Below are 12,876 nucleotides of genomic sequence, written 5' to 3' on the forward strand. Positions count from 1 at the left end.
CCCCCAGCCCATCCCCTCACCCGCCGCTCAACACCATCCGCTCTTGTTGAGGGAAAAGATTGAAGTGACCGACAAGCATGCGGGCGTTCGCACGCCTTGTCCCTCATTTGTTCGCTTGTCACCTCTGCAAGGCAGGGTGGTGGCACAAGGCGCGCCACAGCCTCCCCACCCGCGCCTTTCGCGCGGAGGGAGGCCAAGCCCAAATCAACCATCAAGCTTCCGAATATTCCTTGATCCGGTCGAAGTTCAGGTACTGGTAGACCTTGTCGGAGGCCGCCGTCAGCACCCCCATGTCAGCCATGTACTCGTCCTTCGTCGGAATGCGACCGAGCTTCGAGCAGATCGACGCCAGCTCGGCCGAGCCGAGGTAGACATTGCTGTTCTTGCCCAGCCGGTTCGGGAAATTGCGCGTGCTCGTCGAGAACACCGTCGCGCCTTCCTTCACCTGCGCCTGGTTGCCCATGCACAGGCTGCAGCCCGGCATCTCCATGCGAGCGCCCGCCGTGCCGAGCACGCCATAGTGGCCTTCCTCGGTCAGCTGGTGCGCATCCATCTTGGTCGGCGGCGCCACCCACAGCTTCACCGGGATGTCGCGCTTGCCCTCGAGCAGCTTGCTCGCCGCACGGAAGTGGCCGATGTTCGTCATGCACGAACCGATGAACACCTCGTCGATCTTCGCGCCCGACACCTCGGCCAGCGTCTTCACGTCGTCCGGGTCGTTCGGGCAGGCCACGATCGGCTCGTGCACGTCGGCCAGGTCGATCTCGATCACCGCCGCGTAGTCGGCATCGGCATCGCCCTTCAGCAGCTGCGGGTTCGCGAGCCAGGCCTCTTGCGCGGCAATGCGGCGCTCCAGCGTGCGTGCATCGGAGTAGCCCTGCGCGATCATCCACTTCATCAGCGAGATGTTGCTGTTGATGTACTCGATGATCGGTTCCTTGTTCAGGTGCACCGTGCAGCCGGCCGCCGAACGCTYGGCCGACGCATCGCTCAGCTCGAAGGCCTGCTCCACCTTCAGGTCGGGCAGCCCCTCGATCTCGAGGATGCGGCCCGAGAAGATGTTCTTCTTGCCCTTCTTCTCGACCGTCAGCAACCCCTGCTTGATCGCGTACAGCGGGATCGCGTTGACCAGGTCGCGCAGCGTGACGCCCGGCTGCATCGTGCCCTTGAAGCGCACCAGCACGCTCTCCGGCATGTCCAGCGGCATCACGCCGGTGGCCGCGGCGAACGCGACCAGGCCCGAGCCCGCCGGGAAGCTGATGCCGATCGGGAAACGGGTGTGGCTGTCGCCGCCGGTGCCCACGGTGTCGGGCAGCAGGAAACGGTTCAGCCAGCTGTGGATCACGCCGTCACCCGGGCGCAGCGAGATGCCGCCGCGCGTGCTGATGAACTCCGGCAGCTCGTGGTGCATCTTCACGTCGACCGGCTTCGGGTAGGCCGCGGTGTGGCAGAAGCTCTGCATCACCAGGTCGGCGCTGAAGCCCAGGCAGGCCAGGTCCTTCAGCTCGTCGCGCGTCATCGGGCCGGTCGTGTCCTGCGAGCCGACGCTGGTCATGCGCGGTTCGCAGTACGTGCCCGGGCGCACGCCCTGCTGCTGGCCGTTGACCACCGGCAGGCCGCAGGCCTTGCCGACCATCTTCTGCGCCAGCGAGTAGCCCTTCTTCGTGTCGACCGGGCTCTGCGGCAGGCGGAACAGCGTCGACGGGGCCAGGCCCAGCGCCTCGCGCGCCTTCGCGGTCAGCCCGCGGCCGACGATCAGCGGGATGCGGCCGCCGGCACGCACCTCGTCGAACAGCACGTCGCTCTTGACCTTGAACTCGGAGATCACCTGGCCGTTCTTCAGCGCCTTGCCTTCATACGGGCGCAGCTCGACCACGTCGCCCATCGCCATCTGGCTCACGTCGAGCTCGATCGGCAGCGCGCCGGCGTCTTCCATCGTGTTGTAGAAGATCGGGGCGATCTTGTTGCCCAGGCACACGCCGCCGAAGCGCTTGTTCGGCACGTAGGGAATGTCTTCGCCGGTGAACCACAGCACCGAGTTGGTCGCCGACTTGCGGCTGGAGCCGGTGCCGACCACGTCGCCCACATACGCCACCAGGTGGCCCTTGGCGCGCAGGTCCTCGATGAACTTGATCGGGCCGCGCTTGCCGTCTTCCTCGGGCGTGATGCCGGGGCGTGCGTTCTTCAGCATCGCCAGCGCATGCAGAGGGATGTCGGGGCGGCTCCACGCGTCGGGCGCCGGCGACAGGTCGTCGSTGTTGGTCTCGCCGCCGACCTTGAAGATGCTGACGGTGATCGAGGCCGGCACTTCCGGGCGCGACGTGAACCACTCGGCATCGGCCCAGCTCTGCAGCACCGCGCGGGCGTGGTCGTTGCCCTTGTCGGCCTTGGTCTTCACGTCGTGGAACTGGTCGAACATCAGCAAGGTGCCCTTCAGGCCCTTGGCGGCGACGGCGCCGACCGCGGCGTCATCAAGCAGGTCGATCAGCGGGCTGATGTTGTAGCCGCCGAGCATCGTGCCCAGCAGCTCGGTCGCCAGTTCGCGGGAAATCAGCGAATTCGTTTCGGTGCCATGCGCCACCGCCGCCAGGTACGAGGCCTTCACCTTGGCCGCATCGTCCACGCCCGCGGGCACGCGGTGCGTCAGCAGGTGGACCAGGTTGGCGCCTTCACCGGCCGGCGGCGCCTTCAGCAGCTCGATCAGTTCGGCGGTCTGCGCGGCCGACAACGGCAGCGGCGGAATGCCGAGGGCGGCGCGTTCGGCGACATGTTGGCGATAGGCTTGAAGCATGCGGTTCTCCGGGGGGCAATGACGGTCAGGAAAGGGAAAGCCCTGCAGCCGCATTGCGCGGATCTGCCAGGCGCCGGCCACCGGTCGTCGTCGCGACCCGAGGCACAGGGAACGAAAAAACGGGGGCAGGGCGCTGGCTCGATCTCCGGAGACCGTCGGCGTTTACTTGCCGGCGGCCGCAGCGGCAGCGCGTTGCTTCTCGTGCACGCAGTTGTCGACCAGGCGCTGGCCGGCCTTGGTGTCCATCAGCATCGACTTGTTGGCGATCTGCAGCAGCAGCGTGACGCCCTTGACGTCTTCCAGGCGCAGCGCACCCGTCGACGACGACACCGGCTTCATCGTGAACAGCTTCTTGCCGAAGGCCACGTCGACGTAACCGGGGAATTTCGGGTTGATCGAGACGTCGATCTTCTGGTTGAACTCGCACTCGTACGGGCCGTACAGCGTGCGCTCGGCAGCGTCGAGCTGGCCTTGGTCGGCGGCCGGCAGCGTCGCTTCGACCTTCTTGGGCGGAGCCTTCTTCGCCGGGGCGGCAGCAGCGGGCTTCGCGGCCGGCTTCGCCGGGGTGGCGGGATCGGCAGCCATCGCGGCAGCCGAGGTCAGGCCAACGGCCAGTGCGAAGGCATTGGCAAGAAAGAGGTTGCGGGACATCGTGTCGCTCCAACGGGTTGTGAGAAGGAGCGATTGTGGAGGTTGGTGGTGGCACACATCGGGCTGCAACCCCCGTCTTTGAAACAATTTGAAGGCTTGTTGCGCACTTGCCGCGCGAGGGCGTGGAAAACATCACAGGCCCTCCGCGAAGAAGGCCTGCCGCACCTCGATCGGCAGCGGTTGCCCGGTGCGGGCCGCGCGCTCCAGCACATGCCAGTAGTAGCGGTAGCTCGCCCGGTCATGCAGCGTGTCGCGGTGGCTGGTGGGCGCCCAGCGGGCCGCCTGGGCCGCCATCAGGATCTCGGTCGCGAGGTCGGTCTCGGCGGCGGTCGGCGCGAACGCGTCGACGATGGTGCGGACCTGGTCGGGGTGGATGCTCCACATGCGCAGGTAGCCGAGCTGGCGCGCGGCCTTCGTCGCAGCGTTCTGCAGCAGATCGAGCTTGCGGAACTCGGTGACGACGCAGTGCGACGGCACCTTGCCATGGCCGTGACAGGCGGCCGAGATCTCCAGCTTGGCGCGCAGCACCAGCGGGTGCTCGAACTGGCCGGTGGCGCTCATCGCCTGGTGGCCGATCGCGCCGCGGTGCGCCGAGACGAAATCCATCAGGCCGAACGACAGCGATTCGATGCGCGGGTGCGCGGCGATCGCGTCGACCTCGCGCAGCGCGCCGTGCGTCTCGACCAGCGCGTGGATCGGGATCTGCCGCTCGAGGCCGTGGCGCACGCCCGCGGCGTCGATCGACGAGATCGCGGCCTGCAGCTGCGCGAGGCTCTCGACCTTGGGCACCATCAGGTAGGCCAGCCGGGTGCCGGCCTGCTTGACCAGCGTGTCGACGTCGGCATCGAAGGCGGCCTCGTCCGGCGCATGCACGCGGGCGCCGACGCGGCCGTGGCGGTTGGCGGCCGACATCACGAACGACGCGACCATCTGCGCATGCTCGGCCTCGCCGCCGACCGGCGCGCCATCCTCGCAATCGAGCGTGATGTCGAACACCGGCCCGAGCTCGGCCTGCAGCGCGAGGCTCTTGTGCATGCGGGCCTCGACGCCGGCATAGTGGTCGCAGACGGGCAGGGCGGGCAGCACGTCGCCGGCGCCGAACAGGATCTCGCGCGGATGCTGGTTCATCAGGCAGCCTTCGTCGCGACGATGAACAGCCGCGGGAACGCCAGCAGCAGCCGGCCGTCGGCGTGCGCCGGGTAGGCCTCGGCGATGCGCCGGGTGTAGGCCTCGAGGAACGAGGCGCGCAGCGTGGGCGGCAGCGGATCGATGAACGGCTTCAGCCCGGTGGCGCGCACCCATTCGACGATTGCGGCGGCGTCGGCCATCGGGTGCTGGTAGGCGGTGCGCCACACCTGCACCCGCGCGGCCAGCGGCGCGAGCAGGTCGTAGTAGCCGCCGACGCCGAGCATCGGCGTGCGCTTGCGGTCGGCATCGCCGATCGGCTCGGCCCAGGGCGCGAGCGCGGCGGTCTCGCGCATCAGCCGGTGCGTGGGCTCGTCGCGGTTGTCGGGCATCTGGATCGCGAGCGTGCCGCCCGGCGCGAGCTCGGCGAACAGCCGTGGCAGCAGCGCCGCGTGGTCGGGCACCCATTGCAGCGAGGCGTTCGCGTAGATCAGCGCGGCGGGCGAAGTGGCGGATGACGTCGCGCGCCAGGTGGAGATGTCGCTCAGCTCGAAGCGGCAGCCCGGAAGGCGCTCCCGGGCGCTGGCGAGCATCGCCTCGGAGGTGTCGGTGCCGACGACCTGCGCGCCGGGAAAGCGATGGACCAGCAATTCGGTCGAGTTGCCCGGCCCGCAGCCGAGATCGAACACCGGACCGGCCGGGATGGCATCCACCTGCGCCAGCAGGTCGCGCGCCGGGCGCGTGYGCTCGTCCTCGAATTGCTTGTACAGGGCTGGATTCCAGTCGCTCATCGCTTGCTCCGTAGCGGTCGAGCCGAAAAAAAGGCCGGATGCAGTCCGGCCTTCTCTCGGGCCCGCAGCCGTGCTTACAGAAGGTGCTTGACGCCTTCTTGTTCCTCTTGCAGTTCCTTGAGGGTCAGGTTGATGCGCTCTTGCGAGAACGCGTCGATCGCCAGGCCCTCGACCAGCTTGTACTCGCCGCCGGCGGTGGTGACCGGGAAGCCGAACATCGTGTCCTTCGGGATGCCGTACTGGCCATCGGAGGCGATGCCCATCGTGACCCACTTGCCGTTGCTGCCCAGCGCCCAGTCGCGCATGTGGTCGATCGCGGCGTTGGCGGCCGAGGCGGCCGAGCTCAGGCCGCGTGCTTCGATGATCGCGGCACCGCGCTTGCCGACGGTCGGCAGGAACGTGTCCTTGTTCCACACGTCGTCGTTGATCAGTTCCTTGACCGACTTGCCGTCGATCGTCGCGAAGCGGTAGTCGGCGTACATCGTCGGCGAGTGGTTGCCCCACACGGCCAGCTTCTCGATGCTCGACACCGGCTTGCCGGTCTTGGCGGCGATCTGCGACGCGGCGCGGTTGTGGTCCAGGCGCAGCATCGCGGTGAAGTTCTTGCGCGGCAGGTCGGGCGCGCTCTTCATCGCGATGTAGGCGTTGGTGTTGGCCGGGTTGCCGACCACCAGCACCTTGACGTTGCGCGATGCGACGGCATTCAGTGCCTTGCCTTGCGCGGTGAAGATCTGCGCGTTGGCGGCCAGCAGGTCCTTGCGTTCCATGCCGGGACCGCGCGGGCGGGCGCCGACCAGCAGCGCGTAATCGGTGTCCTTGAAGGCGGTGTTGGCATCGCCGTGCGCTTCCATGCCGGCCAGCAGCGGGAACGCGCAGTCGTCGAGTTCCATCATCACGCCCTTCAGCGCCTTTTGGGCCTTCTCGTCGGGGATCTCGAGCAGTTGCAGGATCACCGGCTGGTCCTTGCCCAGCATCTCGCCCGAGGCGATACGGAACAGCAGGGCATAGCCGATCTGGCCGGCGGCACCGGTGACGGCAACGCGAACGGGTTTCTTGCTCATGAGGAGTCTCCGCAGGGTTCAGTGGTGCCTGAAGTGTAGGGCGAGTCTAGGTGTCGACCCACCCCCTTGTCAATGATCTTATGTCTTATATAAGACATCTTCCATCAGTCATGGACGACAGGGGGCGAGCTGTGCTGCAATCGCGGTCTCATGGCCGCCTCGATCCCCTCCCTTTCTGCTGCTGCCGCTGCCGGCGAAGCGCCCCCCGCCGATGCCGGCGGGCCGGCCTTCAGCCCGCTGTACCAGCAGATCAAGGCGCTGATCACGCGCAGCCTGCAGGGCGGCGAATGGAAGCCCGGCGAGGCGATCCCGAGCGAGATGGAGCTGGCCGCGCGCTACAAGGTGAGCCAGGGCACGGTGCGCAAGGCGATCGACGCGATGGCCGACGAGAACCTGCTGGTGCGCCGCCAGGGCAAGGGCACCTTCGTCGCGACGCATGCGGAAGAGAAGATCCAGTACCGCTTCCTGCGCCTGATGCCCGATGACGGCGAGATCGGCGGCGCGACACGCCATGTCATCGATTGCCGCCGCCAGCGGCCGAATGCCGAGATCGCCCGCGCGCTGGAGCTGAAGGCCGGCGACGCGGCGATCCAGATCCGCCGCCTGCTGCAGTTCAAGCGCGTGCCGGTCGTGCTGGACGACATCTGGCTGCCGGCTGCGCTGTTCAAGGGGCTGACGGCCGAGCGCCTGACCGACTACCGCGGGCCCTTGTACGGCCTGTTCGAGACCGAATTCGGCGTGCGCATGATCCGGGCCGAGGAGCAGTTGCGGGCGGTGGCGGCCGATGCCGGCGCGGCCGAACTGCTGGGCGTGCCGGTCGGCGAGCCGCTGCTCAGCGTGGAGCGGCTGTCGCGCACCTATGGCGACAAGCCGGTCGAGCTGCGGCGCGGCCTCTACAACACGCGCTCGCATTACTACAGGAACGAACTCAGTTAGCCGTGTCGCCGCGCCCGAAGTTGGTCGCGAAGGCGCATCATTTGCCGCGGTCACTTCTCCGACCCCCACGAGAATCTGCTGCGTTGCAATAAAATCCTTCGGTTTCGTCTCGATTACACAAGGTGGGTATGACAGAGATTTCCAAGCCAATCTCCTCACGGAGGCCAGGAACGATGCGTCTGATCGACGCCACCCAGTACCGGCTGCCCCTTGCGGGCTGGGTGTCCATCCTGCACCGCGTCAGCGGCCTGCTGATGTTCGTGCTGCTCCCGTTCATCATCTGGATGTTCGACACCAGCCTCACCTCCGAGGTCTCGTACTCGCAGTTCACCGGCGTCTTCATGGGCGGCTACGGCTTCGTGCCGGCCTGGTTCATCAAGCTGGTGACGCTCGCGCTGATCTGGTCCTACCTGCATCACTTCATCGCCGGCGTGCGCCACCTGTGGATGGACGCGACGCACTCGGTCAGCAAGGAATTCGGCCGCCAGTCGGCCCTCGTCACGCTGGTGCTGAGTGTCCTGCTGACCCTCGTGCTCGGCTGGAAGCTGTTCTTCTGAGGCGCCACACCATGACACAAAACTTTGGTTCGAAGCGCCTGGTCGTCGGCGCGCACTACGGCCTGCGCGACTGGATGGCCCAGCGCGCCACCGCACTGGTGATGGCGCTGTTCACGGTCGCGCTGATCGTGCAGGTGCTGCTGCCGGGCTCGATGGGCTACGACAAGTGGGCCGGCATCTTCTCGCGCCAGTGGATGAAGGTGCTGACCTTCGTCGTGATCGTCTCGCTGGCCTACCACGTGTGGGTCGGCGTGCGCGACGTGCTGATGGACTACGTGAAGCCGGTCGGCGTGAAGCTGGCCCTGCAGGTGCTCACGCTGGTGTGGCTGGTCGGCTGTGCCGGCTGGGCGATTCAAGTGCTCTGGAGACTGTGACGTGAGCTTTTCCTCTTCCTCGATCTCCAAGCGCAAGTTCGACGTCGTCATCGTCGGCGCCGGCGGCTCGGGCATGCGTGCCTCGCTGCAGCTGGCCCGTGCCGGGCTGAACGTCGCCGTGCTGTCCAAGGTGTTCCCGACCCGTTCGCACACGGTGGCCGCGCAGGGCGGCATCGGTGCCTCGCTCGGCAACATGTCCGAAGACAACTGGCACTACCACTTCTTCGACACCGTGAAGGGTTCCGACTGGCTCGGCGACCAGGACGCGATCGAATTCATGTGCCGCGAGGCGCCGAAGGTCGTCTACGAGCTCGAGCACTTCGGCATGCCGTTCGACCGCAACCCCGACGGCACCATCTACCAGCGCCCGTTCGGCGGCCACACCGCCAACTACGGCGAGAAGCCGGTGCAGCGCGCCTGCGCCGCCGCCGACCGCACCGGCCACGCGATGCTGCACACGCTGTACCAGCAGAACGTCAAGGCGCGCACGCACTTCTTCGTCGAGTGGATGGCGCTCGACCTGATCCGCGACGCCGAGGGCGACGTGGTCGGCGTCACCGCGCTCGAGATGGAGACCGGCGAGCTGCACATCCTCGAAGCCAAGACCGTGCTGCTGGCCACCGGCGGCGCGGGGCGCATCTTCGCGGCCTCGACCAACGCCTTCATCAACACCGGCGACGGCCTGGGCATGGCGGCACGCGCCGGCATCCCGCTCGAGGACATGGAGTTCTGGCAGTTCCACCCGACCGGCGTGGCCGGTGCCGGCGTGCTGCTGACCGAGGGCTGCCGCGGCGAGGGCGCGATCCTGCGCAACAGCGACGGCGAGCGCTTCATGGAGCGCTACGCCCCGACGCTGAAGGACCTGGCGCCGCGCGACTTCGTCTCGCGCTGCATGGACCAGGAGATCAAGGAAGGGCGCGGCTGCGGTCCCAACAAGGACTACGTCGTGCTCGACATGACCCACCTCGGCTCCGAGACGATCATGAAGCGCCTGCCCAGCGTGCTGGAGATCGGCCACAACTTCGCGAACGTCGACATCACGAAGGAGCCGATCCCGGTCGTGCCGACCATCCACTACCAGATGGGCGGCATCCCGACCAACATCCACGGCCAGGTCGTGGTGCCGAAGGACGGCGACCCGAACGCGGTGGTCAACGGCCTGTACGCGGTCGGCGAATGCGCCTGCGTCAGCGTGCACGGCGCGAACCGCCTGGGCACGAACTCGCTGCTCGACCTGCTGGTGTTCGGCCGCGCGGCCGGCAACCACATCGTCGATTCGGCGCTGAAGACCCAGGCCCACAAGCCGCTGCCGGCCGATGCGGCCGAGCGCACGCTGGCCCGCCTGAACAAGTACGAGGCGAGCAGCGGCGGCGAATACGCGCAGGACGTCGCCAACGACCTGCGCAACTCGATGCAGAAGCATGCCGGCGTGTTCCGCACGCAGGCGACGATGGACGAAGGCGTCGAGCAGGTCAAGGCGATCGCCGAGCGCGTGAAGAACATCCACCTGGCCGACAAGTCCAAGGTGTTCAACACCGCCCGCATCGAGGCGCTGGAAGTCGAGAACCTGATCGAGGCGGCGCTCGCCACGATGATCTCGGCGGCCGCCCGCCACGAGAGCCGCGGCGCGCACACCGTCAACGACTACGCCGATTCGCCGGAATTCCCGAACGGCCGCAACGACAAGGTGTGGATGAAGCACTCGCTGTGGTACAGCGAGGGCAACCGCCTCGACTACAAGCCCGTGAAACTGACCCCGCTGACGGCCGAGTCGATTCCGCCGAAGGTCCGCTCGTTCTGAGCCATCGCCACGAGAACGTCGAAAGCATTTCATGACCAAGCGTGTTTTCCAGATCTACCGCTACGACCCCGACACGGATTCGAAGCCCCGCATGCAGACCCTCGAGGTCGAGCTCGACGGCAGCGAGCGCATGCTGCTCGATGCGCTGATGAAGCTGAAGGCGGTCGACCCGACGATCAGCTTCCGCCGCTCGTGCCGCGAAGGCGTCTGCGGTTCGGACGCGATGAACATCAACGGCAAGAACGGCCTCGCGTGCCTGACCAACATGCGCACGCTGCCCGACGTCGTCGTGCTGAAGCCGCTGCCGGGCCTGCCGGTGGTGCGTGACCTGATCGTCGACATGACGCAGTTCTTCACGCAGTACAACTCGATCAAGCCCTACCTCGTCAACGACATGCCGCCGCCCGAGAAGGAGCGCCTGCAGTCGCCGGAAGAGCGCGAGGAACTGAACGGGCTGTACGAGTGCATCCTGTGCGCGAGCTGCTCGACGAGCTGCCCGAGCTTCTGGTGGAACCCCGACAAGTTCGTCGGCCCCGCCGGGCTGCTGCAGGCCTACCGCTTCATCGCCGACAGCCGCGACCAGGACACCGGCGCCCGCCTCGACAACCTCGAGGATCCGTACCGCCTGTTCCGCTGCCACACGATCATGAACTGCGTCGACGTCTGCCCGAAGGGGCTGAACCCGACGAAGGCGATCGGCAAGATCAAGGAACTGATGGTTCGTAGAGCCGTCTGAACTCGACATGACCGACACGCTGCTCGACGAACGTGCCCTCAGCAAGCTGCGCTGGCGTTGCCGGCGCGGCCTGCTCGAGAACGACCTGTTCGTCGAGCGGTTCTTTGCGCGTCATGAATCGGCGTTGACAACCCGGCAGGCCGAGGGGCTGACCCTGCTGATGGATCTGTCCGACAACGATTTGCTGGACCTGTTGCTCGCCCGCAAGGAGCCCGATGGCGACCTGCGGCGCGACGACGTGCTCGAAGTGCTGCAGCTGATGCGCGCCAGGCACTGAAGGCGTGTTTTCAGTCTCATAACCTGCCCTGCTTGAAGGAATGCTCATGACCCCGTCCGACGTGAAAGCCACCCTGTCGTTCTCCGATGGCAGCCCTGCGATGGACCTGCCGGTCTACAAGGGCACGATCGGCCCGGACGTCATCGACATCCGCAAGCTCTACGCGCAGACCGGCAAGTTCACTTACGACCCCGGCTTCCTGTCGACCGCGTCGTGCCAGTCGACCATCACCTACATCGACGGTGACAAGGGCGAGCTGCTGTACCGCGGCTACCCGATCGAGCAGCTCGCGACCAACTGCGACTACCTCGAGACCTGCTACCTGCTGCTGAACGGCGAGCTGCCGAACGAGACCGAGAAGGCCGACTTCGTCAAGACGGTGACCAACCACACGATGGTCAACGAGCAGATGCAGTTCTTCCTGCGCGGCTTCCGCCGCGACGCGCACCCGATGGCGGTGCTGACCGGCCTGGTCGGCGGGCTGTCGGCCTTCTATCACGACAGCACCGACATCAACAACCCGAAGCACCGCGAGATCTCGGCGATCCGCCTGATCGCGAAGATGCCGACGCTGGTGGCGATGGCCTACAAGTACGGCATCGGCCAGCCGTACATCTACCCGAAGAACGACCTGTCGTACTCGGGCAACTTCATGCGCATGATGTTCGCGACGCCGTGCGAGGAGTACGAGCCGAACGAGGTGCTGGTGCGCGCGATGGACCGCATCTTCATCCTGCACGCCGACCACGAGCAGAACGCGTCGACCTCGACGGTGCGCCTGTGCGGTTCGTCGGGCACCAACCCGTTCGCGGCGATCGCGGCCGGCGTGGCCTGCCTGTGGGGCCCGGCCCACGGCGGCGCCAACGAGGCGGCGCTGAACATGCTCGAGGACGTGCAGAAGATGGGCGGCGTCGAGAAGATCGGCGAGTTCATCAAGCAGGTGAAGGACAAGAACTCCGGCATCAAGCTGATGGGCTTCGGCCACCGCGTCTACAAGAACTACGACCCGCGCGCCAAGCTGATGCGCGAGACCTGCCACGAGGTGCTGAACGCACTGGGCCTGCACAACGACCCGCTGTTCAAGCTCGCGATGGAGCTCGAGAAGATCGCGCTGGAAGACGAGTACTTCGTCGCCCGCAAGCTGTACCCGAACGTCGACTTCTACTCGGGCATCGTGCAGCGCGCGATCGGCATCCCGGTCAGCCTGTTCACCGCGATCTTCGCGCTGGCCCGCACGGTCGGCTGGATCGCCCAGCTGAACGAGATGATCGGCGACCCGGAGTACAAGATCGGCCGTCCGCGCCAGCTATTCCACGGTGCCACGCAGCGCAATGTGAAACCCATTGCGCAGCGAAACTGAGCCCGCCGGCAAAGCAGCCTGAACTCCACCCTGCGAAAACCCCGGCCTGGCGCCGGGGTTTTTCATTGTTCAGCGCCTAAAATCGTTGATTCGCCAGAGTCTCACCTGGAAGCCACCATGGCCCGCACGCTCTACGACAAGATCTGGGACGAACACGTCGTCCACACCGAGGAAGACGGCACCGCCGTCCTCTACATCGATCGCCACCTGGTGCACGAAGTCACCAGCCCGCAGGCGTTCGAGGGCCTGGACCTGGCGCACCGCAAGGTGTGGCGCCTGTCGGCCAACCTGGCGGTCAGCGACCACAACGTGCCGACCACCGACCGCTCGCACGGCATCGCCGACCCGATCTCGAAGCTGCAGGTCGACACGCTGGACGCCAACTGCGACCGCGTCGGCATCACGCAGTTCAAGAT

At 66.6% G+C, this 12,876-nt stretch carries 13 protein-coding genes; 8 read left to right on the top strand and 5 right to left on the bottom strand.

The annotated features are described in order from the left end of the window. Window positions 1-211 precede the first annotated feature (211 nt). From acnB to AC1D1T_RS23305, 5 genes are all read right to left on the bottom strand, one after another. Window positions 212-2,791 (bottom strand): bifunctional aconitate hydratase 2/2-methylisocitrate dehydratase, encoded by a 2,580-nt coding sequence (acnB, locus tag AC1D1T_RS23285; RefSeq protein WP_477992564.1) that lies wholly within the window; start codon window positions 2,789-2,791, stop codon window positions 212-214. 162 nt (window positions 2,792-2,953) lie between these two features. Continuing rightward, window positions 2,954-3,442 (bottom strand): hypothetical protein, encoded by a 489-nt coding sequence (locus AC1D1T_RS23290; protein WP_477826304.1) that lies wholly within the window; start codon window positions 3,440-3,442, stop codon window positions 2,954-2,956. Between the two features lie 132 nt (window positions 3,443-3,574). Continuing rightward, complete coding sequence (locus AC1D1T_RS23295; protein WP_477826305.1) at window positions 3,575-4,570, bottom strand: HpcH/HpaI aldolase/citrate lyase family protein; 996 nt, start codon at window positions 4,568-4,570, stop codon at window positions 3,575-3,577. Next, window positions 4,570-5,358, bottom strand: a complete 789-nt coding sequence (tam, locus tag AC1D1T_RS23300; protein WP_477992565.1) for a trans-aconitate 2-methyltransferase — start codon at window positions 5,356-5,358, stop codon at window positions 4,570-4,572. Before tam ends, AC1D1T_RS23295 begins: the two co-directional genes overlap by 1 nt. Before the next feature lie 74 nt (window positions 5,359-5,432). Then, entirely contained in the window at window positions 5,433-6,419 is a 987-nt protein-coding gene (locus AC1D1T_RS23305) for a malate dehydrogenase (RefSeq protein ID WP_047511238.1), read from the bottom strand. Between the two features lie 150 nt (window positions 6,420-6,569). Here AC1D1T_RS23305 and AC1D1T_RS23310 point away from each other — a divergent pair, with 150 nt between their 5' ends. The 8 genes from AC1D1T_RS23310 to AC1D1T_RS23345 form a co-directional block, all read left to right on the top strand. Continuing rightward, entirely contained in the window at window positions 6,570-7,355 is a 786-nt protein-coding gene (locus AC1D1T_RS23310) for a GntR family transcriptional regulator (protein WP_047511240.1), read from the top strand. A 128-nt stretch (window positions 7,356-7,483) separates the two neighbouring features. After that, window positions 7,484-7,912 (top strand): succinate dehydrogenase, cytochrome b556 subunit, encoded by a 429-nt coding sequence (sdhC, locus tag AC1D1T_RS23315; protein WP_477828618.1) that lies wholly within the window; start codon window positions 7,484-7,486, stop codon window positions 7,910-7,912. A gap of 11 nt (window positions 7,913-7,923) precedes the next feature. Beyond that, window positions 7,924-8,286, top strand: coding sequence for a succinate dehydrogenase, hydrophobic membrane anchor protein (gene sdhD, locus AC1D1T_RS23320; RefSeq protein ID WP_047511244.1), 363 nt, complete (start codon window positions 7,924-7,926; stop codon window positions 8,284-8,286). A 73-nt stretch (window positions 8,287-8,359) separates the two neighbouring features. Further along, the gene (gene sdhA / locus AC1D1T_RS23325) at window positions 8,360-10,087 is read left to right on the top strand and encodes a succinate dehydrogenase flavoprotein subunit (RefSeq protein ID WP_465114524.1); all 1,728 of its coding nucleotides are present in this window, start codon (window positions 8,360-8,362) and stop codon (window positions 10,085-10,087) included. A gap of 31 nt (window positions 10,088-10,118) precedes the next feature. Further along, complete coding sequence (locus AC1D1T_RS23330) at window positions 10,119-10,823, top strand: succinate dehydrogenase iron-sulfur subunit (RefSeq protein ID WP_465114466.1); 705 nt, start codon at window positions 10,119-10,121, stop codon at window positions 10,821-10,823. A gap of 7 nt (window positions 10,824-10,830) precedes the next feature. Next, a complete protein-coding gene (locus AC1D1T_RS23335) occupies window positions 10,831-11,100 on the top strand; it encodes an FAD assembly factor SdhE (RefSeq protein ID WP_047511252.1) in 270 nt (89 codons plus the stop codon). 46 nt (window positions 11,101-11,146) lie between these two features. After that, the gene (gene gltA, locus AC1D1T_RS23340) at window positions 11,147-12,460 is read left to right on the top strand and encodes a citrate synthase (RefSeq protein WP_465114467.1); all 1,314 of its coding nucleotides are present in this window, start codon (window positions 11,147-11,149) and stop codon (window positions 12,458-12,460) included. A gap of 117 nt (window positions 12,461-12,577) precedes the next feature. After that, window positions 12,578-12,876: aconitase family protein (locus AC1D1T_RS23345; protein ID WP_477992566.1), on the top strand; the 299-nt coding region annotated here is incomplete at its 3' end.

It is taken from the genome of Rhizobacter sp. P2_H3, from assembly GCF_056403355.1.